General features: G+C 56.2%; 21 protein-coding genes. 7 read left to right on the top strand and 14 right to left on the bottom strand.

What is annotated here, in order from left to right; all coding sequences use genetic code 11:
* Positions 1-12: 12 nt before the first annotated feature.
* Both AC6I8T_RS08300 and ghrA read right to left on the bottom strand, forming a co-directional pair.
* Positions 13-750 carry a phosphatase gene (locus AC6I8T_RS08300; protein ID WP_208725280.1) on the bottom strand — a complete coding sequence of 246 codons (738 nt, stop codon included), beginning with the start codon at positions 748-750 and terminating at the stop codon, positions 13-15.
* 47 nt (positions 751-797) lie between these two features.
* Positions 798-1,736 (bottom strand): glyoxylate/hydroxypyruvate reductase GhrA, encoded by a 939-nt coding sequence (gene ghrA, locus AC6I8T_RS08295; protein ID WP_208725279.1) that lies wholly within the window; start codon positions 1,734-1,736, stop codon positions 798-800.
* A gap of 207 nt (positions 1,737-1,943) precedes the next feature.
* Here ghrA and treA point away from each other — a divergent pair, with 207 nt between their 5' ends.
* The 3 genes from treA to AC6I8T_RS08280 all read left to right on the top strand — a co-directional run bounded on the left by treA (position 1,944) and on the right by AC6I8T_RS08280 (position 7,391).
* Entirely contained in the window at positions 1,944-3,626 is a 1,683-nt protein-coding gene (treA, locus tag AC6I8T_RS08290; protein ID WP_208725278.1) for an alpha,alpha-trehalase TreA, read from the top strand.
* 201 nt (positions 3,627-3,827) lie between these two features.
* Positions 3,828-5,135, top strand: a complete 1,308-nt coding sequence (locus AC6I8T_RS08285; RefSeq protein ID WP_303465395.1) for an IS4 family transposase — start codon at positions 3,828-3,830, stop codon at positions 5,133-5,135.
* A 156-nt stretch (positions 5,136-5,291) separates the two neighbouring features.
* Positions 5,292-7,391: a TonB-dependent siderophore receptor gene (locus tag AC6I8T_RS08280; RefSeq protein WP_208725277.1), complete on the top strand. Its 2,100-nt coding sequence runs from the start codon at positions 5,292-5,294 to the stop codon at positions 7,389-7,391.
* 42 nt (positions 7,392-7,433) lie between these two features.
* Here AC6I8T_RS08280 and AC6I8T_RS08275 read toward each other — a convergent pair whose 3' ends face one another.
* The 3 genes from AC6I8T_RS08275 to AC6I8T_RS08265 form a co-directional block, all read right to left on the bottom strand.
* Positions 7,434-8,264 carry an oxidoreductase gene (locus AC6I8T_RS08275; protein WP_208725276.1) on the bottom strand — a complete coding sequence of 277 codons (831 nt, stop codon included), beginning with the start codon at positions 8,262-8,264 and terminating at the stop codon, positions 7,434-7,436.
* Positions 8,265-8,403: 139 nt separating this feature from the next.
* Positions 8,404-9,399, bottom strand: a complete 996-nt coding sequence (locus AC6I8T_RS08270; protein WP_208725275.1) for an AraC family transcriptional regulator — start codon at positions 9,397-9,399, stop codon at positions 8,404-8,406.
* Between the two features lie 140 nt (positions 9,400-9,539).
* The gene (locus tag AC6I8T_RS08265; RefSeq protein ID WP_021185669.1) at positions 9,540-9,788 is read right to left on the bottom strand and encodes a GlsB/YeaQ/YmgE family stress response membrane protein; all 249 of its coding nucleotides are present in this window, start codon (positions 9,786-9,788) and stop codon (positions 9,540-9,542) included.
* 183 nt (positions 9,789-9,971) lie between these two features.
* On the opposite strand from AC6I8T_RS08265, the gene AC6I8T_RS08260 reads away from it, so the two are divergent.
* Entirely contained in the window at positions 9,972-10,706 is a 735-nt protein-coding gene (locus AC6I8T_RS08260; protein ID WP_021185668.1) for a flagellar brake protein, read from the top strand.
* 245 nt (positions 10,707-10,951) lie between these two features.
* Here AC6I8T_RS08260 and AC6I8T_RS08255 read toward each other — a convergent pair whose 3' ends face one another.
* From AC6I8T_RS08255 to AC6I8T_RS08225, 7 genes are all read right to left on the bottom strand, one after another.
* Complete coding sequence (locus AC6I8T_RS08255; protein ID WP_208725274.1) at positions 10,952-12,436, bottom strand: FGGY family carbohydrate kinase; 1,485 nt, start codon at positions 12,434-12,436, stop codon at positions 10,952-10,954.
* Positions 12,437-12,438: 2 nt separating this feature from the next.
* The gene (locus AC6I8T_RS08250) at positions 12,439-13,383 is read right to left on the bottom strand and encodes a transketolase family protein (protein WP_208725273.1); all 945 of its coding nucleotides are present in this window, start codon (positions 13,381-13,383) and stop codon (positions 12,439-12,441) included.
* On the bottom strand, positions 13,376-14,206 hold the full coding sequence (locus AC6I8T_RS08245; protein ID WP_021185665.1) for a transketolase: 831 nt from the start codon (positions 14,204-14,206) through the stop codon (positions 13,376-13,378). Before AC6I8T_RS08245 ends, AC6I8T_RS08250 begins: the two co-directional genes overlap by 8 nt.
* Positions 14,207-14,297: 91 nt before the next feature.
* On the bottom strand, positions 14,298-15,407 hold the full coding sequence (locus AC6I8T_RS08240) for an ABC transporter permease (protein WP_021185664.1): 1,110 nt from the start codon (positions 15,405-15,407) through the stop codon (positions 14,298-14,300).
* Positions 15,407-16,924 (bottom strand): sugar ABC transporter ATP-binding protein, encoded by a 1,518-nt coding sequence (locus AC6I8T_RS08235; RefSeq protein WP_208725520.1) that lies wholly within the window; start codon positions 16,922-16,924, stop codon positions 15,407-15,409. The genes AC6I8T_RS08240 and AC6I8T_RS08235 overlap by 1 nt, the downstream gene beginning before the upstream one ends.
* Entirely contained in the window at positions 16,924-17,535 is a 612-nt protein-coding gene (locus AC6I8T_RS08230) for a DUF2291 family protein (protein WP_208725272.1), read from the bottom strand. Before AC6I8T_RS08230 ends, AC6I8T_RS08235 begins: the two co-directional genes overlap by 1 nt.
* Before the next feature lie 13 nt (positions 17,536-17,548).
* Entirely contained in the window at positions 17,549-18,490 is a 942-nt protein-coding gene (locus AC6I8T_RS08225; RefSeq protein WP_021185661.1) for a D-ribose ABC transporter substrate-binding protein, read from the bottom strand.
* A gap of 183 nt (positions 18,491-18,673) precedes the next feature.
* On the opposite strand from AC6I8T_RS08225, the gene AC6I8T_RS08220 reads away from it, so the two are divergent.
* The gene (locus tag AC6I8T_RS08220) at positions 18,674-19,624 is read left to right on the top strand and encodes a sugar-binding transcriptional regulator (protein ID WP_021185660.1); all 951 of its coding nucleotides are present in this window, start codon (positions 18,674-18,676) and stop codon (positions 19,622-19,624) included.
* A 39-nt stretch (positions 19,625-19,663) separates the two neighbouring features.
* On the opposite strand, the gene emtA is transcribed toward AC6I8T_RS08220, so the two are convergent.
* The gene (gene emtA, locus AC6I8T_RS08215; protein WP_152521912.1) at positions 19,664-20,305 is read right to left on the bottom strand and encodes a membrane-bound lytic murein transglycosylase EmtA; all 642 of its coding nucleotides are present in this window, start codon (positions 20,303-20,305) and stop codon (positions 19,664-19,666) included.
* A 150-nt stretch (positions 20,306-20,455) separates the two neighbouring features.
* On the opposite strand from emtA, the gene ldcA reads away from it, so the two are divergent.
* Positions 20,456-21,379 carry a muramoyltetrapeptide carboxypeptidase gene (gene ldcA / locus AC6I8T_RS08210; protein WP_208725271.1) on the top strand — a complete coding sequence of 308 codons (924 nt, stop codon included), beginning with the start codon at positions 20,456-20,458 and terminating at the stop codon, positions 21,377-21,379.
* A gap of 24 nt (positions 21,380-21,403) precedes the next feature.
* The gene (locus AC6I8T_RS08205; RefSeq protein ID WP_021185657.1) at positions 21,404-22,066 is read left to right on the top strand and encodes an MBL fold metallo-hydrolase; all 663 of its coding nucleotides are present in this window, start codon (positions 21,404-21,406) and stop codon (positions 22,064-22,066) included.
* Here the strand turns inward: AC6I8T_RS08205 and AC6I8T_RS08200 are convergent, their stop codons facing one another.
* Positions 22,067-22,480, bottom strand: coding sequence for a GNAT family N-acetyltransferase (locus AC6I8T_RS08200; protein WP_021185656.1), 414 nt, complete (start codon positions 22,478-22,480; stop codon positions 22,067-22,069).
* Positions 22,481-22,502: the final 22 nt, after the last annotated feature.

Here is a 22,502-nt window from a genome sequence, read left to right as displayed (position 1 = left end):
GAGGCAAAAAAGTTAAAAATCCGCCAGTTCGGCAATATGCTTGCCGGTACGCTGTTCGAGAAAATCGAGCAGGCGGCGCGGCGTGACATTTAACACGCGATCTTCCGGAAAATCCACTTCACGCGCGATACGCAGGCAATGTTCGAAATTTCCGAGGGTAAAGGCGGTATGGGAGTCGGAACCAAATGCCAGACGCCCACCGGCATCGCGTACCGCTTCGGCGATAGCACGGCAGTTAGGTTCACTGCCCGGACGAGAATGGGTGAACGATGAGTTGTTCAGCTCCAGCGCCACATCATAATGCGCCGCCGCTTCCGCAATCGCGCGGATATCCACCGGGAATTTCGGGTTGCCCGGATGGCTGATGATATGCACCAGGCCGCTCGCCATCGTGGCGATCATCGCTTCGGTATGATGCGCTTTGTCGCGCGGGGCATACACCGGTTCATGGAACCCGGCGACGATCAGATCCAGCGCATCCAGCATCGGGCCACTGCAATCAATCTCGCCCTGCTGGTTTTTGATATTGGCTTCAATACCGCGCAGCACGCCCACACCGTCAATCACGCGCGGCCAGATACGCATGTTAACGAAGTGCCAGTAATGCGGCGCATCGGCCATATCCGGGCCGTGGTCGGTAATCGCGAATAACTTCAGACCGTTCTGTTTCGCCTGCACGACATAGTCATGCAGGGTGCTGTAGGCATGGGTGCTGGCCACGGTGTGCATATGTAAATCAACGGGATACATCGGATTCTCCTGACAGACCGCCTGCCACGCGCAGGCAGCAAAGTAAATTAATAACCGCGCTGACGATCCACCCGTCCGGTGGGCTGCTGTCCCTGCTCCAGCTCAAGTATGGCACCGGCAATATAATCCATCGCCTCATGCGGTAAGGTAATGGCCGCATTATGGGGCGTGATTGTGACATGCGGATGTGACCAGAGCGGATGGTGCGCCGGTAGCGGCTCGGTCTGGAAGACGTCCAGAGCTGCCGCCGCCAGTTGGCCGCTGTTGAGTGCCGCCAGCAAATCGTCTTCCACCACATGCGCACCTCGTGCGATGTTGAGAAAATACGCCCCTTGTGGCAAACCACTAAGCAACTGGCGATCAATCAGGTTGGTGGTTTCAGGCGTGGTTGGCAGCAGGTCAATCAACACCTGAGTGCCATCGAGAAACGCGGGCAACTGATCACGGTCATGGAACGTGGTCACCCCCTCAAGCGTTTTCGCTGAACGGCTCCAGCAACGTACCGGGAAGCCCCACTGACGCAGGCTCTGCGCCACGCTACTGCCCAGCACGCCAGCCCCGAGAATACCAATGGTGAAGTTTTCACGCGTGTACGGTTTGAGCTGCTGCCAGTGTGCCTGTTGTTGCTGGCGCTGATAATCGGCAAAGCGGCGGAACCAGCCGAGTACGCACCATGTCGCGTATTCCTGCATCTGTCGTGCCATGCCGGTATCTTCCAGCCGGAACAGCGGCACCTCTGCTGCCAGCATTTCCGGGTGCTGACGCAGTTGCTGTAAAATTTCGTCCACGCCTGCGCCCATCGCAAACACGCCTTTTAACGCACGTCCACGCAGCATTTCCACCGGTGGTGAACGGACCACCGCATAATCCGCCGGTGCATTATCGTCTGGCTGCCAGCGACGGACCTTAGCCTGCGGTAAACGCTGACGTAACCCACTGAGCCAGCTCTCGGGGTCCATCGACGGGTGATACCAGATAATCTCCATACTGCTCTCCTTTTTTTCTTTCAGCCTCAGGGAAATAGCGTCGCAGGGCAAGCAAAAAACTTAGCGCGAATGCAATTTCTTCCGTGATTAATTCCAGGTGCTTCACATTTCCTGTGCCATAAGCGGCTAAGCCCGGTGATAGCGACTAAAGTTGTTTGGGTGGTCAATGCGTTAGCGCACCACCTTTTCGGACAAGGAGAAAAACCGATGATAAAAAATGTCGTATTTACATCAGGGCATCTGCGCCTGTTGCTCAGTACCGCTCTGCTGATGGGAAGTGCCGTGGCTCATGCCGAAGATAATGGCCGTATGCTTAACAACCAGCCTCAGCCACCCGATATCCGTCTCGGTCCTCTTTTTAATGCGGTGCAACAGGCAAAATTTTATCCGGACCAGAAAACCTTTGCCGATGCGGTGCCGAAATATAACCCCTCATCGATTCTCGCCGACTGGCAGATGCAGAAAAGCCAGCGCAACTTCGACCTGAAACATTTCGTTGATGCCAATTTCACGCTGCCCAAAGAGCAGGATAAATACGTGCCTCCCGCCGGTCAGAGCCTGCGTGCCCACATAGATGGCCTGTGGCCGGTACTGACACGATCCACACCGCAGACCAGCCAGTACGATTCTCTGCTGCCGTTGCCCAAACCCTATGTGGTGCCCGGTGGTCGTTTCCGTGAGGTGTATTACTGGGATAGCTACTTCACCATGCTCGGCCTGGCGGAAAGCGGCCACTGGGATCGGGTGCAGGATATGGTGGATAACTTTGCCTCGGAACTGGATCGTTACGGCCATATCCCCAATGGCAACCGCAGCTACTATCTGAGCCGCTCGCAACCACCGTTTTTTAGCCTGATGATCGACCTGCTGGCGTCCCACGACGGTGACAGCGTCTACACCCACTATTTGCCGCAGTTACAGAAAGAGTATGACTACTGGATGGCGGGCAGTGACACGCTGGCTGCCGGTCAGGCCAGTAAGCGGGTGATTAAACTGAGCGACGGTACTCTACTCAACCGTTACTGGGACGATCGCGATGTGCCGCGTACCGAATCCTGGCTGGATGACGTGAATACCGCGAAGAAAGCGACGCAGCGTGATAAGGCGCAGGTGTATCGCGATTTGCGCGCCGGCGCAGCATCCGGTTGGGACTTCAGCTCACGCTGGTTTACCGATGCGCACAATCTGGCGACCATTCGTACCAGCCAACTGGCCCCGGTCGATCTCAACAGCCTGCTGTTCCATCTGGAACAGACGTTATCTAAAGCCGAGAAGCTGGCGCATCACAATGATCGGGCGCAGCAGTTTGCCAGCAAAGCGGAAACCCGCCAGGCGGCGATCAATCGTTATCTGTGGGATGAGCAGCATGGCTGGTACGCCGACTACAACTGGCAAAGTAAGCAGGTTCATCCACAACTCACGGCGGCGGCGTTGTTCCCGTTATATCTGCAACTCGCCAGCGATAAACAGGCGGATCGCACCGCTACTGCCGTGGAAAAACAGTTGCTGAAACCCGGCGGGCTGGTGACCACTACCATCAATAACGGCCAGCAGTGGGATGCCCCTAACGGCTGGGCTCCGTTGCAGTGGGTCGCGGTGACCGGACTGGAACATTATAAGCAGCCGCAACTGGCCCAGCAGATTGGTCAGCGCTTTTTACAGAACGTACAGATGACCTATGACAAGGAGCATAAGCTGGTTGAGAAATACGTGGTGGAAGGGGCGAAACTCGGCGGTGGCGGCGGGGGCGAGTATCCGTTACAGGATGGCTTTGGCTGGACCAACGGCGTAACCCTGATGCTGCTCGACAAATATTGTCCAAAAGAGAAAACCTGCGACAGCGCGCACGACATTCCGAATATGCCCACGCTGACCGCGACACAACCGTAATCCTTCTCTCCTGGCCGGGTCATTCGATCCGGCTATTTATCCATCGTAGCGGCGCGATTTATCACGCATTTCCGCGTTCGATGTCGGTAAAAACCGCGCGATAAATCGCGTAATGCCGATCAGTTAAGCATGAAATGATCGATTGAACGATCCTGTAGTTCTGCAAAAATCTGTAATCTCCCGGGGATTACGGATTTTTTTATGTTACTCAGCCAGGCTCTCGATACCGTCCTGAACTTTACGCCGAAAGAATTTTCTGCGCTTTCCGATCTGCTCTCACCCGAACTCATTGATGAATGTCTGGTTGATACCGGTGTCGTGACTCTGCGAAAACGCCGCCTCCCAATGGATATGATGGTCTGGGCTGTTACCGGCATGTCCCTGTTTCGTTCGCTTTCCATGAACCAGATTGTTTCTCATCTGGATATCGTGTTACCGGGTAAACGTCCTTTTGTCGCGCCCAGCGCCGTGGTGCAGGCGCGTCAGCGACTCGGTGAAGATGTTGTTCGTCTGGTTTTTGAGAAGTCCCGCCAGCTCTGGTTCGACAAAACACCCTTGTCGAACTGGAATGGTCTGACCCTGCTGGCCGTCGATGGCACGCTATGGCGTGCGCCCGATACGCCGGAAAACGATGCCGCTTTTGGACGAACGGCAAATATACACAGCCGCTCTGACTGGCCGCAGTTACGCATGGTCTGCCAGATGGAAGTGACCAGCCATCTGCTGTCAGGTGTGAGTTTTGGCAGTGTGACAGAAACCAGCGAAGTTGACCTTGCCGCCGGGCTGGTGAAACAGACTCCCGATAACTCACTGACTATACTGGATAAAGGCTTCTATGCGCTCGGCCTGCTGCACTACTGGCAGACATCCGGGACAGGGCGACACTGGATGCTTCCATTGCGTAAAGATGCAAAGTACCGGGTTCTGAAAAAGCTGGACAAAGGCCACGAGCTGGTAGAGTTCGACCTGTCGTGGCAGGCGCGCAAAAAATGGAAAGATGCGCCGGAGACACTGACGGCGCGGCTGATAAGCAAGCAGGTTAACGGGAAAACAGTACAAATCCTGACCTCGATGTGCGATGCGCGTCGTTATCCGAAGGCGGATATCGTTGAGCTTTACGGGTATCGCTGGGAAATCGAGCATGGCTTCCGGGAGATGAAACAGCATCTACTGAACAATGAACTGACGCTGAGAAGTAAAAAACCGGAGCTGGTGAGACAGGAGTTATGGGGCGTTGCACTGGCGTACAATCTCCTGCGCTTTATGATGGCGCAGATGGCTTACAGCCTGAAGAATGTGGAACCTTATCAGATGGGCTTTAAGCAGGCCGCGCTTTATCTGACGGGCCAGCTAAGCATCCTGCCCGCCGTAGCACCGGGAAAAATCCCGCGAATAATAAATGAAATAATGGAGATGGCAGGAAGCTTCGTGCTTCCGAAGCGAAGGCAGAGGCATTATCCACGGGCGGTAAAAAAGAGGCCGAAACGCTATGCGTTCCGGCATGACTGAGGCTTAACTGACAAGCATTACGCGATAAATCGCGCCGCTACGCAATGCCCGGTTAATCAAACCCTCATTTACATCTTGAAACGCCTTTATCGAAAAGATAATAATTCTCACTCTTATAACGATTTCTATTATCTCATTTCTTTCGAAGGAACTAAGATGACCTGCCTGTTTACCCTCAATCGTTGCCGCGTGCTGTGCGCACTGGCCCTGGCGTTACCCGGCATCAGTTTTGCTGAAGATACGCTGGTGGTCACCGCACAACCGCAGGAGAGCGCCACCTCCCCCACGCAAGGCTATCTGGCGACACGCAGTAGCGGCGCAAGTAAAACCGACCAGCCGCTGATCACCACGCCGCAGTCCATTTCGGTGGTGACGCGCCAGCAGATGGAAGATCAGGGCGCGACCGATCTTAACCAGGCGCTGAATTACACCCCTGGCGTGTTTACCAACTTTGGCGGCGCAGCAACCCGTTACGACACCATCTCGCTGCGTGGCTTCCACGGCGGTGATGTCGATAACACCTTCCTTGATGGCCTGCGCGTCATGAGCGATGGCGGCAGCTTTAATATCCTGCAAGTGGATCCCTGGTTCCTGGATCGCATTGATATTATTAAAGGCCCCTCGTCGGCGTTATATGGCCAGACGGTGCCCGGCGGCCTGGTGAATATGGTGAGTAAACGACCGCAATTCGCTGAAGAGGGACATTTCCGCCTGTCGACCGGTACCAACGCGACCAACAGCGCGGCCTTTGATTACACCAACGCGATTAACGATCAGTGGGCATTTCGCCTGACCGGCATTACCCGCAACAGCGACACGCAATACGACCATACTCGCGAAGAGAAATACGCCATTTCGCCGCAGCTGATGTGGCAACCCAATGACGATACCAGCCTGATCCTGCGCGCTTATCTGCAAAAAGATCCGTCAGGCGGCTATCATGGTTCGGTGCCTGCCGAAGGTACGCTCTACAGTCACAATGGCCGCAAACTGAGCGACAGTTTTTATGAAGGCGATAGCGCGCTTGATCAGTTCAAACGTCATCAGCAGATCTACAGCTACGACTTTTCCCATCGTTTCAATGAAGTGTGGTCAGTGCACTCCACCGGCAGCTACAGCCACTCGAATGTCGATCTGGATCAGGTCTACCAGATTGGCTGGGATGCAACTAACCCGGACCTGCTGACGCGCTATTATTCTGGCGAGCGTTCGTCGCTGTCAGCCTGGGCAACCGATAATCAGTTGCAGGCGGATTTCACCACCGGTGCGGTACAACACCGCGTCACTCTCGGGGCGGAATATCATCGTTATAAGAACGATATTCTCAGCGCCAGCGGCTACGCCAGCTCACTCAATCCGTGGACCGGCGTCGCAGTGGGCAGCATGCCGGACTACGACTGGACAGCTGAGACGCGTCGTTACTATCAAACCGGTTTGTATTTGCAGGATGAACTGCAACTGGACCGCTGGCACCTTGATCTGTCTGGCCGCTATGACCGCATCGTTTCAGAAAATGGCACCAGCCGCCGCCAGGATGATCACGTTAGTGGCCGTGCCGCCCTGCTGTACGCCTTCGATAATGGACTCTCCCCGTATGTCAGCTGGAGCCAGGCCATCACCCCTGCTTCTCTGACCGACCCCTACGGCAACCAGCTAAAACCGACGACCTCTGAACAATACGAGGCCGGCGTGAAGTATCAGCCGGTTGGCACACGCGATATGTATTCGATTGCGGTGTACGACCTGACGCAGAATGATGTTGCCAACCGTGATGTGATTTCCGGCACCTATACGCCATCGGGCAAGGTCCATTCACAGGGTATCGAGCTGGAAGCACGTAACCAGATTACGCCACGCTTCAGCACCATCGCCGGGTATACGCTGAACCATCTGCGCTTTAAAGATTCTGTTGATGGCAACGACGGCCATACTCCGTATGTCACCCCCAACAGCATGGCGTCATTCTGGGGTCATTATCAGTTCGACTACGGTCTGAGTGCCGGAGCTGGCGTGCGGTACATTGGTAAGCAGTGGGCGGATAACGAAAACACCACGCGTTTGCCTTCGGTGACCTTGTTTGATGCGTCATTACGTGCCGATTTGGCCGCGTGGAACAGCAGCCTGAAAGGTGCATGGTTGCAGGTCAGTGGTAATAACCTGACCGATCGTAAATATCTCGCCGCCTGCTATGGCACCGGTTATTGCTACCGCGGCGCGGAACGCACCGTGACAGCGACCATCGGGTACGATTTCTGATGCCCCGACCGCATCTGCTGAAATCATCAGATGCGGTCTGAATCAGCGCGATACCCCGGTTGCCAGACGCATTAAGCGGTCAAACGCACGGTCAGATAACCAGCGACGCAGGAAGAGCAACGGTCTGGCACCGAAACCGACGGCGTAGCGCGTTTTGGGGCGGCGTGCCTTTACCGCTCTGGCAATGGTGTCGGCGATCAGCGTTGGCGGAGACAGACGTTTACGGCCCGCCTCCCCACCCATCGATTCGGCCATCGACTTCGCCTGCCCGGCATAAGCTCCCTGGCCAGAAACCTCGCGCAACTTGTCGGCGGCAATATCGGCCCACTCAGTGCGAATTCCCCCCGGTTCAACCACCACTACGTCGATGCCGAAAGGTTGCACTTCCATGCGCAGACAGTCGCTGATGGCCTCCAGTGCGAACTTGGTGCCATGATACCAGGCACCGAGTGGCGTATGGAGTTTGCCCCCCATAGAACTGATATTCACGATGGTGCCCGATCGCTGCGCCCGCATGTACGGCAGCACCAACTGACATAAGCGCGCGGCACCGAACACATTGACCTCAAATTGCACGCGCGCCTCGTCCAACGGCACATCTTCCACCGCGCCGTACGAGCCATAACCGGCATTATTCACCAACACGTCAATACGTCCTGACCTGGCGATGATCCGGGCGATACCCGCCTGCATCGATGCATCATCGGTCACATCCATTGCCAGGACATGAACACCGCTATCGGCCAGATTTTGCATCCGTTCAACACGGCGCGCGGCAGCATATACCGTGAAACCCAGGGCTTTGAGACGATGCGCGGTCGCTGCACCAATACCGGAAGAAGCGCCTGTGACGAGAGCAACTTTGGTGGTCATAACAGATTTCCTTAAACGAAAACGCAAGAGCCAAGCGGCCAGGATTAGCCACTTTGTTAGCGGGAGAGTGTAGGTAATGGGTGAAGGCATTTCTCTGGCGAAAAGCGCCAGATTGCTTGCAAAAAGCGCCAGGCTTTACTCAACGCATCGCACTACGGACACCATCAGGCGTCTGCCCGGTCCAGCCGTGGAATGCACGGTAAAAAGAGTTGGGGTCTTCAAAGCCGAGTAGAAAAGCGATCTCTTCACTGGAGAGGGTGGTGTTGCTGAGATAATGACGAGCGAGGCTTTCGCGGGTCATATTCACCAGCGCACGAAAACTCTCGCCTTCTGTCTCAAGGCGGCGCTGCAAGGTCCGCGCACTGATACACAGACGCGCAGCGACATTATCAATGGTGGCCGTATTGCCAGGTAACAGTTCCAGCAGCACAGCGCGCACTCGCTCGGTCGCCGTGGCCGTCATATCGAGCTCACTCAATCGACGGCGCAAATCCGGCTCGAATACCCGCCACATGCCGTCATTGACGGTCAGAAAAGGACGTAACGCATCTTCCGCAGCAAAGGCAATGGTGGGGTGTTTGCCCTGCTGCACCGCAGTGCCAAAGAAGTGCTCGAAACCGCGGATGTTATGGCCTGACGGGAGGACCACCCGCAACGCCCGGACCGGTTCACGCGTCGCCAGCCGAACTAATCTCAGGAAAAAGGCGATCTCAGCCACTTGCAGTGAGTCCGGGACCTCAGCGGGTAACTCAAGCCAACGTGGCGCTACCGTCAACTCACCCTGCTGACCGACCTCCACCGTCAGGCTCATTGGTGCTACCAGCTGCTTATATTTTGCGAGACGCTGAACCGCCTGCATCAGATTGGCGCTACACAGGGCCGCAAACAGCGGCGGGTTGAAAGATTCGGCGGATACCGCAGCCACTATGCGCAGTGGAAACAGCTCGTCACCAGCTTCCGCCGCCATCGCACGCCAGAAGCGAAAATATTCATCGGACGTCAGCCCGCGATCCTGATGGGAAAACCTGTCTTCCGGCAGTCCCGCACGGCGCAGCACATGGTGAGCGGAAATCCCCATGTCCCTGAGCAGCGGTTGCCACCCGATATCCAGCGCAAAAGTTTGGTTACGTTTCATTTTTTCAGTATAACGCTGCCAGAGAGACGCTGGCTGGCAAAATACGCCAACTTACCTGCCAAGTGCGCCAGCAACATGCGTGGAATGTAAAAAACCCGCCATCTGCTGCCAGATGACGGGTTTCAGGGAAACCGGATGGGTTAACTGCGCACTTTACGATAAATCCACAGCACCACAATGGCACCAATCACCGCCACCACGAAGCTGCCGAAGTTGAATCCGTCCACCTTACCAAAGCCAAACAGGGTACTGATCCAGCCACCAACCACCGCACCCACTACGCCGAGAACCACGGTCATAATGAATCCGCCACCGTCTTTACCCGGCATAATCCATTTAGCGACAATCCCGGCGATCAGACCAAAAATAATCCATGAAAGAATACCCATTTGTTGCTCCTTACTTTATTAATCAAGGTGTTCACAGCGCTAAGTATAGACGGAATATTTTGAGCTGCTGCACAAACGCAACGGGAAATAATAGTTAGCAGGCTAAAGCTTTTTTATCATGTACCGATAACTGACGGAAAGCCGCGCACGCGTGATAGTAACGATCGGATAGTGGAGCAGGACGTGAGAGAAGCCGATAAAGAACAATATATTAAACGAGGTACATTGGCCGTTCTGAATGTAATGAAGGACCTGTTACGTTTCCAGACCCCGCTAATGGTGAACTTCTCGCGCGGACAATTTATCAGCCGCATGCTGGCGGCCGATGAAGATCAGGTGATCTTCGATCTGGGTAGCCATAGCCAGGATAATGAGATGGCTTTGCGGAGTGGTGAAGTCAACATCGCCGCTGAGACTCAGGGGGCAAAAGTCGAGTTCAGTCTGAGCAGTTTGCAGAAGGTGGACTACGAGGGGTTGCCTGCCTTTGCCGCTGCCCTGCCGGAGCTGGTGTGGCAAATTCAACGCCGTGAATTCTTCCGTGTTAACGCGCCGATGGAGCCTGTCTTCTGGTGCCACAGTGAATGGCCGGATGGTAACAAAGCACGCTTTCGCTTGCAGGATCTGTCACTGGGTGGCATTGGGGTGCTGGTGGATGAAAAACTGCCGGAAGATTTAAACAGCGGCGACACCTTTAAGAAACTGCGCGTCGAACTGGGCGAATATGGTCAGTTTGAGGTGACGGCACAACTGCTGCACATCGGTGAGCGCAGCACCATTACCAGTAAGAATGAAACCCGCGTGACACCCCGGCTAAGCTTCCGTTTTACCGCCATTGAGCCAGTGCAGGAGCGCCAGCTACAGCAGGTGATTTTTGCGCTGGAGCGCCTGGCGCGTGATAAGGCGAGTCGGTTTCAGTAGTATTGCATTGGCTGCTTTCCCCCTCACCCTAACCCTCTCCCGCCAGCGGGAGAGGGAACTGATCGAGCACAATTTCCGCCAGCGAGAGAGGGAACTGATCGAGCACAATTTCCACAAGCGAGAGAGGGAACTGATCGAGCACATTTTCCGTTAGCGGGAGAAGGGAACAGTTCGGGCAGATTGCACGTCTCCCTCTCCCGCTGGCGGGAGAGGGCTGGGGTGAGGGCTCAGGCCGCACCTTCCAGTCAAGGCTGGTAACGACAGCGTGCCACGGCTGCCAGCCATCCCTGATAATTTTCCTGCATGCTTTGCGCCTGCTCCTGTCGTGGATAGATCACGCTTCCCCCCTGTAACGCCGCCATGTCACTGCCCTGCTGCCACCAGCCCAGCGTGCGTCCGGCCAGCAACGCGGCTCCCAGCGCTGAGACTTCGGGAGTGGGTACGCGGCGCAACGGGCGTTGCAACACATCGGCCTGCAACTGCATCAGCCAGCTATTTTCCGTGGCGCTACCGTCAACGCACAGGGCCGGAAGCTGCACGCCACTCGCCTGCTGCATGGCAAAAAACACATCGGCAATCTGAAAGGTAATGGATTCGAGCGCCACGCGTGCCAGCACCGCCGGGGTTGCCGCATCGGTCAAACCGCACAGCATGCCGCGCGCTTGCAGATCCCACCAGGGCGCGCCGAGGCCGGAGAGCGCCGGGACAAAATAGATACCCTGGTTGCTCGCAGTGCTTTGCGCCTGTCTGGTCAACTCACGCGGGTCGCTGATGCCAATCATCCGTCCCAGCCAGGCTGCCCCCGAGCCGGTATGGGTGATGTTGCCCTCAAAGGCAAAGCGTAAAGCGCCATCATGCCACGCCACCGTGGTGCTCAGGCCATTTTCGGTCAGTAACGGTGTCGCCATCGACATCATCAACGAGGAGCCGGTGCCGTAGGTGGCTTTCACCACTTCCTCGCTACCGCTACGCTGTGCCTGAAGCGCGGCGTGGGAATCACCGATGCGTGCCAGCAGCGGCGTGCCGGGTGGCAAACCGGGGATATCCTCAATCGCCACTTCCCCCTGCGCACTGGCCGACGGCACGATGACCGGCAGCGCCGCGCGGGGAATGTGAAATAGCGCCAACAATTCATCATCCCAGTCGCCACTGTGCAGGCTATACAACTGGGTGCGCGCGGCGTTGGCATGATCGGTGACGAAACATTTGCCGCCCGTAAGCTGCCAACTGAGCCAACTGTCGACCGTACCAATACACAACTCCCCCGCCTGCGCACGCGCCAGACCATCCGGCAAGGTCGCCAGCATACCGGTCAGCTTGGCCGCGGGAAACATCGGGTCCACCGCCAGCCCGGTCAGGCCGGTGATACGCGGTGCTTTTCCCGCCTGGCGTAAGTCACGACAGAACGATTCGGAACGGCGATCCTGCCAGCTCACCAACGGGGTTAAGGGTTGCCCATCGCGCCGTTGCCAGATCAACACCGATTCACGCTGGTTGCTGATCGCCACCGCCTCCACAGGCTCGCCGTGGCACTGCGCAAGGCAGTCGCTTACCGCCTGTTTCACCGCCTGCCAGATGGCTAAAGGGTCCTGCTCCGCCAGGCCAGGCTGAGGATGGTTGAGTGCCAGCGGCTGACTGCCGCGCGCCACCACCGCGCCACTGCGATCCACGGCGATCGCCTTGGCGTTGGTGGTGCCCTCATCGATCGCCAGAATTAACGGACCTGCCATGTTTACTCTCCTGTGCAGATACGCAGCGCATTTTTCACCACGCTGGCCGCATCGATGCTATGTCGCGCACGGGTTGAGGCACGGTCGCCCGCAATCGCGTATTGCCCATCGGGAATGCCGAGCCGCAATAACGGAATGCCACATCCCCCTTCCGCCAGCACCTCAGCCACCAGACTACCGACGCCACCATTGACGTTGTGCTCCTCAACGGTAATCACCGCAGGATAGTGATTTAACAGTTCGCGCAGTTGTTGGGTATCACAAGGGCGAATCGATGGAATGGCGATCACACCTGCGTCGATTCCCTGGCTTTGCAGTTGCTCAGCCGCATCGACAATCTCATGCACCGTCGACCCCATCGCCACCAGCGCAATCTCTTTTCCGCTGCGCAAGACATCGATATTGCCGGGACGGAACTGGTAGCTGTCATCGTGCAGCTGGCGCAAGTCCTTGCCGTCCAGACGGATGTACACCGGTCCAACATGATCCAGCGCGTAGTCGATTATCTGACGACACTCCAGCGGGCAGGATGGCGCATAAATTTCGATGTTGCCGAAACCACGCATAATCGCGATGTCATCAATGCTGTGGTGGGTACTGGCGAGCGGGCCGTAGCTGGTACCGGCATTCAGACCAAACAATTTGACGTTGGTGTTGTTGTAACAAACATCGACTTTCACCTGTTCATTGGCGCGTGAAATCAAGAAGGGTGCGGCGTTGCAGGTCACCGCTACTTTGCCACCAATCGCCAGCCCGGCCGCGGTGCCAACCAGCGTCTGTTCGGCGATGCCGACGTTGACCAGCCGATCCGGAAACGCCTTGATAAAGGGGGCGATTTTGGCGGTGGAGGTCGAATCCGCCACCACCGGCACCAGATCAATACCGCGATTGACCGCATCGATAAAAGCATTGACCATGACATTGGCCAGGTGTTGTGCGTTACTCATCTTTCAACTCCTCCAGCGCCTGAGCGATCTCTTCTCCCTTCGGTACCCGGTGATGCCACTCAGCTTTGCTTTGAATAAACGAGATACCAAAGCCTTTCTCGGTATCGGCCACCACCACCTGCGGTTTGCCGTTACGCGGCAGGTTTTCCAACGTTGTCACCACTGCCGCCATATCGTTGCCATTACATTCCGTGACCTCTAAACCAAACGCGCGCCATTTCTCAGGGAGCGGATCGGTATTCATAATGTCGCGGGTATGCCCTGCCAGCTGTAACTTGTTCTTATCGTTGATGATCACCAGGTTATCGAGGCCATAATGGGCCGCAACCAGCGCCGCTTCCCAGTTGCTGCCCTCTGCCAGCTCACCATCGCCGGTCACCACATACACCATTCTGTTGCTGCCATCTTTTTTCGCGGCCAGCGCGATGCCCACCGCCACCGGCAATCCGTGGCCGAGTGCGCCGGTATTCAGCTCCACGCCCGGCGTTTTTTGTCGCACCGGATGACCCGGCAGATGGGAGTCGGAATGTTGATAGCTGGGGAGCCAGTCCGTCGGGAAATAACCGGCTTCAGCCAGCACGCAGTAATAGCCACCCACCGCATGGCCTTTTGACTGGATATACATATCGCGTTGCGGATCGTTGATGCGGTCCGGCGCGCAGTTGAGAATGCGAAAATAGAGCGCCGTCAGGATTTCGACCTGCGACAAATCGGCCCCGGTGTGTCCACCCGCCGGGCTACCAGCGTTGAGCTGGATGATGCGACGACGCACCGCGCGCGCTTTGGCGGTCAGCTCGTCCACAGAGTATTTGAAAGGATTCATGGTTACCTCTGAATTTTAAATCGTTACTGAATATATATTCCTGCATAGCAAAAAAAGGGGGACAGACAAATGCCGTCTGCGCCCCAACCGATTAAAGCTTCGTTCCGCTGCCTCCCTCTTCAATCAGCGCTTTCTGGGCCACCACGGCGGCCTTTTGCTGCATCCGGCTCTGCATCTGGTCGATGATTACTGCGACGATAATGACGATACCTTTGATCACCATCTGCCAGAACTCGCTGACCCCCATCATGATTAAGCCGTCGGCGAGAAAGCCGATGACAAAGGCCCCCACCAGCGTGCCGAGGATGGTACCGCGTCCTCCTGCCAGTGAAGTGCCGCCGAGCACCACCGCCGCGATGGCGTTCATTTCAAAGGAGGTACCGTTGGCCGGATGGCTGGCAACCAACTGCGAGGACACCACAATCCCGGCAATCGCTGCACAGAACCCGGACAAGGTATACACCCAGATTTTTACCTGCCTGACCTTCACCCCGGAGAGTTCTGCGGCACGTTCGTTATCGCCAATGGCATATACCTGGCGGCCAAAGGGCAGCCGTCGCGCAATGTAAGCAATCACCAACGCCAGCACGATCATCATCCAGATAGCCCAGGGCAAACCGAGAAAATAACCGGCACCGATTTTGTCAAAGCCGGTGTTGCCGAGCAGTGGATTCCCTTGAAGCCCAGGGAAGGTTTCACCTCCGGACGTCAGCATCGCCGCGCCTCGCAGGATGTACATGGTGCCGAGGGTGCAGATAAAAGGCGCAACGTTGTAACGCGTGATAATCCAGCCATTTGCCGCGCCGATTAACGCGCCGACCAGCAGCACCAGCGGCACAATCACCCACACGCTGGGGAAAATGGCGATGCCGAACATTGGCAACACAATCCCTTTGGTGATCAACCAGCCCGCGATCATGCCGCACAGGCCCAGCGTGGCACCGATGGAGAGGTCAATACCGGCGGTAATGATGACAAAGGTGATACCCAGCGCCAGGAAGGCGTTGATCGCGATATGCTTCACCATAATCACCATGCTGCCGAGCGAGAGAAAATCCGGCACCGTGGCCGAAAAGAACCCGACAATCAAAAACAATGCGATAAAGGTGCGCAGTTTTAACAACAGCAGGATCAGGCCTTCACGAGAGGTAACGGCTTTTGCGGGTTGCGCGGCGAATGCCACGGCACTGTTGCTTTTCATCACGAGAACCCCTGTGCACTTGCTTTAACCAGCGCCGCTTCTTCCGCTTCTGCACGCGGAAGGTCGGCCGTAAGTTTGCCGCCGGACATCACCAGAATACGGTCAGCCACCGCCATGATCTCTTTCAGGTCGGAGGTGGAGAACAGCACCGCAATACCCTGCTCCGACAGCCGTACCATCATGCGGAACACCTCCGCTTTAGCCCCGACATCAATGCCGCGACTCGGCTCGTCCAGCAGCAGCAGGCGCGGATTGGTCAGCAACGAACGGCCAATCACCACTTTTTGTTGATTGCCCCCGCTCAGCGCGCTGATAGCGACATCCGGTGACGACACCTTGATCGCCAGGTTGCCGACGGTACTGGTTACCGCTTCCCGCTCGGCCTGCTGCGCAATCACCATGCGATGTGACAGACGACGCCACAGGCTGGCGATGGTCAGGTTGCTCGCCACCGACGAGATAGGAAAGATGCCCGCGCGTTTGCGATCTTCCGGCACCAGACTCATCCCCATGCGGATGCGTTCAGCGGTAGGCAATCGCGTGGGTAGCGGTTTGCTGTCGAGCCACAATTTGCCGAGATAGTTGCGCTGGCTGCCGAGCAGGCATTCAAACAATTCGGTGCGACCGGCGCCCATCAGGCCATAAATGCCGACAATTTCCCCGGCACGCACCTGGAAGCTGACATCATCCACCAGCGTATTGCCGTTCGGGCTGACGCAGGTGATGTGCTCCGCTTCCAGCACTGCCGCACCGAATTGCCGATGTGCGGGGAGGAAATTGCTGACCGGTTCACTACCCAGCATTTCACGCACAATCCACGGCACATCGATATCGCTGACCTGCGCTTCGGCCTGAAAGCGTCCATCACGCAGAATGGTGATCACATCACCAATCGCCATTAACTCCTCCAGTCGATGCGAGATATAGATAATGGAGACGCCCTGACGCGTCAGTTCGCGAATCACCCGGAACAGGATTTCCACCTCGGTTTTACTCAGCGCCGAGGTCGGTTCGTCGAGGATCAAAATATCGGCATCTTCCGCCAGCGCTTTGGCGATCTCCACCAACTGCTGCTGACCCACCTTGAGATTGCCCACTTTCTCCTGTGGCGCGATGGGTTGATCGAGGCGCTGCATCAACGCGGCGGTGCGTCGCGCCTGTTCAGCCTCATTGATCGGACGGATACCCCGCTGAATCTCGCGGCCGAGAAAAATGTTCTCAGCCACGCTGAGGTTTTCAAACAGGTTCAGCTCCTGATGCACCATGCCGATACCGTGACGGGCCGCATCGCGGGTACTGTGGAACACCACCTTCTGGCCATTAAGAAACATTTCGCCGCTGGTCGGTTGCTGCACGCCCGCGAGAATTTTCATCAGCGTCGATTTACCGGCGCCGTTCTCGCCGATGATGACGTTGACCTTGCCACGCCAGACGCGATAATCCACGCGGTCCAGCGCCAGGGTACCGGGAAACAGCATCGACATATGATTCGCTTGCAGGATAATTTCGTCGCTCATCATCCATTCCCCTGTTGCAGCTGGATCGCCACCACTTCATCGACCGTGCCCGGCCCCATCGTCACCGCCAGCAACATCTGCACCGGTTTGCCTTGCCAGCTACTGTCCACCGTGGGCAGTTGTTTCACCGCATGACGGTTTAACGCTTTGGTCAGCTGTGCGTACTGCACCTGATTGGTGAACTCCTCAAAGCGGAAACCGGCGGCATCACGGATGGCGTTGCTACGCAACACCGGGCCAATCAGCACCTTGACCGGTTTGCCGTTGACGGTGACAGTCAGCACACGCTCACGATCGTTACTGCTATCCAGTGCCGTCACGGTGCCGCCCGCGCGCACAAACACGCTTTCGCTGGTGCCCGCTTTCAGCGTATGGCTTTTGGTTTCCATATCGCCCCAGCTGAGCGCCTGTTTTTCTGCGGGCTGTGCCACCCGACTTTGCCAGCTCTCCTCGGCGATCTGCTGCGGCGTCTGATTGGTATAGCCGGGTTTGGCGTGGGGATCTTTCGGCATGATGGGATTGCCGTTTGCGTCGAGATCCACCACCGTGCACGCCGTCAGCATCAACGCCAGTGCCGCCATGATGATTACGCCTGTCGCTCTGCCCTTCATGCCGTACTCCCGCTTACTGCGCCAGACGGAAGTTTTTCAGCTTCGCGGCATTGCTGTCGTCGATCAGCACGCAATCCATCAGCTGTTTCTCTTCTTTCTGCGCTTTGCCGTGCGTCAGGTAATAATCCGCCTGCTCCACCGCCATTTGTGCCTGATCCCAGCCCGGCTGGAGCACCGTGGCTTTGATATTGCCTTTATTCAGGATCGAGTCGCGGGTGTAATCGCTACCGTCAAAACCCACCACAATGACGTTGGTTTTACCTGCGGCTTTCAACGCCGCTTCAGCGCCAAGCGCCATCGTGTCGTTACCGGAGATCACGCCGACGATATTCGGGTTCTTCTGCAAAATGGTTTCCATGCGGCTGAAGGCTTCCGTCTGGCTCCAGTTGGCACTCTGCTGCGCCACCATCTTCATGTCGCCGTAGTCATCCAGCACATCGTGGTAGCCCTGTGAACGCACACCCGCGTTGGTGTCAGATTCTTTGCCCAGCAGCTCAACGTAATCCCCTTTTCCGCCCAGCAGCTTGGCGAACTTCTGCGCACCGAGTTGAGCACCCTGATAGTTGTTGGAGACGATTTGCGCCACCGCCACGCCGGTCTTGTTAATTTCGCGGTCAATCAGGAACGTGGGGATACCAGCATCTTTAGCCTTCTGTACCGGCCCTACCGTGGCATCCGCCCCGGCGTTGTCGAGGATGATCGCTTTGGCTTTGCGCGCGATGGCGGTTTCAATCAACTGGTTTTGTTTGTTGACGTCATCATCGTGCGAGGCCACCAACGTGGTGTAGCCCAGCGCTTTTGCCTTTGCCTGCGCACCATCGGCTTCGGCTTTAAAAAAGGGGTTATCGTGTGACGGGGTAATAATGGCCAGCAGGCCCTTATCTGCCGCCTGTGAGGCCGCAGATAACGTCAGGAGTGAAGCCAGCAGGGTAACTTTGACGAGGGATGCTTTCATTGGTTTTTCTCCGCTTGAATATATATTCAAATGCGATTTTATATGCATAATGACTATGCACCCCAACGAGGATGCCGTCCAATGCCGGATCCTGAAAAAGCGAAAACGATCACAAATTGTTCAGCGTTGTTATTTATGACCGGCTGATTAACAATACCAGGCAGATTTGGAGAGGGATAAATCATGGCAAAACAGGATGAACAGCGGCTGATGGTGAAGATTGCTACCCTTTATTATGTTGAAGGGTTGAAGCAATCGGATATCGCACAGCTACTGAAATTGTCGCAATCCTTTGTTTCACGCATTCTCAATCGCAGCGTAAAGGAAGGCGTAGTAAAGATTAGCGTGGTCCCGCCCGCGAATGTGTTTCCCGAGCTGGAGAAAGCCATCGAGCAGACTTACCAGCTTCCGCAGGCGATCGTCGTCGATGTGCCGGAGCAGGCTTCCGCCTTACAGATTAAACAGGCGATTGGCTCGGCTGCTGCGCACTATCTGGAAACGCGTTTACGTGCCGATGAGTTGATCGGCATCTCCTCTTGGAGCGGGACGATCCGGGCAATGGTGGATGCACTGCATCCGCTTAACGCGCCCTGTCGCGGGGTGATTCAGTTACTCGGCGGTGTCGGCACCAACGGCAATGTTCAGGCTACCATCCTGACACAGAACCTCGCGGCGCTGTTAAATTGCCCGGCATGGCTGCTGCCATCACAATCGATTGAACATTCGGTGCAGGACCGTCAGCGCTTGTCGGTGAATCCCGATGTTGCCGTGGTGCTGGAGAAATTCGAGCAGGTGGATCTGGCGATTGTCGGCATTGGCGATCTGGAGCCTTCCGCGCTGTTGCGTAATTCCGGCAACTACTACGATGAAGAGATGTTACGCACCCTCGCCCAACGTGGCGCGGTGGGTGATATCTGTCTGCATTACTTTGACGCTGATGGGCAGCCCGTCCTGAACACCGCTGAAGATCCGGTGATTGGTATGGAGCTGGCACAGGTGAAAAATTGCCCGCAGGTGGTAGCACTGGCGGGTGGCAAGGAGAAAGCTCAGGCTATTCGTGGTGCGTTGCGCGGGGGCTATGTGAAGGTGCTGATTGTGGATTATCCCACCGCAAGGTTGTTGGTGGAGGGGTAAGCCAACCGTAGCGGCGCGATAAATCGCGCCGCTACGGGATTAACTGATGGTGCGATACGCGGTGGTGACTTTCCACAAATAGCGCGGCGCCTGGGCTGCCGGATGTTTGTTCTGTACGTGCTGATAGAACTCGTCCGGCGTCATCGCATTGATCATTGCAATGGCACGATCGCGGTCGCGTGAGAAGGTTCGCAGCAGCGCGCCGGCACCGTTAGCATAGGAAACAATAGTGGCGTAACGCAGAGTCAGCGGATCACGAATACCTGCCAATTCCGATTCCTGCAAAATACGGATATAGGCCGCGCCAATATCGATGTTTTTTGCCGGGTCGCGTAACTCGGATGAAGTGGGCTGACCACGACGGCCCTGGGCGCGATACACCGCACGGCCCGCCGTTGAGGCTTTGATCTGCATCAGTCCGACCGCATTTGATCGGCTGATCACGCTGGGGTTACCCCCTGATTCGACACTAATAATGGCGCTGATAAGCTTTTCATCAACGCCATAATGACTGGCGGCATCTTCAGTAAACATTGACCAGGCGTCATTGAGTTTTGACGGTGGAGCCTGGGTTAAAGGTGTATTCTTCTCTGGTGTTACCACGGTCTGCGGTTCGCTGGCACAGCCCGCCAGCAATAACGCAGAGAGCATAAGTAGTCGGATTTTCACTGAATGTTGGATTCCGCAATAGATTCGGCGCAACCTATCATACCTGGCTTGCCGCAGGGTAAAATTACCGTTTGTCCTAAATTCGTAAAAAAACTTGCCAGGTCGTGACTTCCGTAACGCATTTCGTCATCATCGGCAAGCCAACCCACACAGGATGAGAATATGGTTGCCCCCCGTTCGATACGTCTGATCGCCCCTTCCGGTTATTGCCACAATCAGGATGCTGCCCAACGCGCCGTGACACGTTTACAGGCAGAAGGCCATCATATCGACAATCAAATCGCCATCGCCCGTCGCTTTCAGCGTTTTGCGGGAAGCGATCAGCAGCGGCTGGATGACGTCAATCAACTGGCCTCACTCAGCACCTTGCCGGACATCGTGCTGGCGGTACGTGGCGGCTATGGCGCATCGCGTTTGCTGGATAATGTCGATTATGTGGGTCTACAGCGCCAGTTGCTGAATCAGCCGGTCGCCTTGTGCGGCCACAGTGACTTTACCGCGCTGCAACTGGCACTGCTGACGCAAACCGGGTTGATCACCTTCAGTGGGCCGATGCTGGCTGGTAATTTCGGCGCAGAGACATTATCTGATTTTACCGTTTCGCACTTTTGGCAAGCGCTGACTTCACCTACAGTCAAGTTACACTGGCGCAGCAGCAGCCCGGATGAAGGCCGCTGGCAGGGCACCTTGTGGGGCGGTAATCTGGCAATGATCTGTTCGCTGATTGGCACCCCCTGGCTGCCACAGATTGAAGACGGCATTCTGGTGATCGAGGATGTTAACGAACATCCGTTCCGCATTGAACGCATGCTGATTCAGCTGCATCAAAGCGGCATTCTGGCACGGCAAAAAGCCATCGTGACCGGCAGCTTCACCAGTACCACCCTGTCGGATTACGACAATGGTTTCAATTTCGAGAGCGTCTGGCAACGCGTGCGGGATGAGTATCAACTGCCGGTGATCAGCGATTTGGCCTTTGGTCACGGCGCTGACACCGTTACGCTTCCCCTCGGCGCTAGCACCAGTTTGCAGATTCAGCACGGAGAAGCCCAGTTCGCCTTTACCGGCCACCCGACATTGCGCTAACGGCATTGCCGCAGGAGACCGACATTGAAGCCGCTTTACGAGGACTTGTGGATCTCCACACCCGAATTTCCCGCAGACAATGCGGAAAGTGACCTGATGATGCATGGGTTTATGTTGCGCCATCCGCGCGGCAACCTGTTGATTGGTCGGGTCGAAAACCAGCTCGATCATGAGGTGCTGGCCGATGTGGGTGGCGTGATTCGTCATTATCTTACCCACTGGCATGAGGCTGCTCCCGGCGCGCTGATGATTCAGCAGCGCTTTAACAGCGCGTTATATTGCCACAACCGGGCGCTCGGTCCGGTCAGCCTGATCATTGAGCCGGATGATACCTTCAGCCAGCAGGAGGTCCACTTTGGTGATTTCCATCTGCTTCCTACCCCAGGACATACCCCAGGCAGCAGCAGCTACCTTTATCATTCGCCGCTGGGTCGCACCTATCTGTTTGTTGGCGATACGCTGACGCGCGAACATAATCGCTGGATTAGCGTTCTGGTACCGGAAAGCAATCCGGCTGAATTATTACAATCACTCGATCTCTACCGTTCATTACGCCCGGATGTGGTGCTGATGAGCACCACCCGCGGCCATCTGTCATGGCAGAAAATGACGCTGAAAAGTTGGTTAGCGGCGATCGACGAAGCAGAACAGGCACCGCTGGATTTACGCCAGCGGCCGCCTGGTTAATCAGAGGGTTTTGCTGAGATAGTGGCGCTGATGATGCCGTGGATAGTTATCCAGGCTAAAGCGTAAGGTGTAACCGAGCTTTTCGTAGAAGGGTCGTGCCTGGAAGCTGGCCGTATCCACCTGAGCATAACAGCAGCCGCGCGCGCGCGCCTCTTCTTCCGCAGCGCCTATCAGTTTGCTGCCCACTCCCTGCCCGCGCAGCGCGTCACTGACCCATAGCATATCAATACGCAACCAGTTGCCACTGGTGGATCCGGTCAGTCCCGCCAGTTTTTTCCCGTCGGTATCGGTAACAAACACGCCAATCGATTTGATTTCATCGACATTGATAAAGCGGCTGTTAAACGCATTCAGCCCGAGGCGAACCTCATCGAGATCCTGATGAGTGACGCTTTCCGTGACCTTAAGTTGCATAGTCGACTCCTTGTGGCAGCAA

Source organism: Pantoea sp. X-Soil-OKNW-556 (genome assembly GCF_059730695.1).
This window is presented reverse-complemented; position numbering and strand designations above follow the sequence as displayed.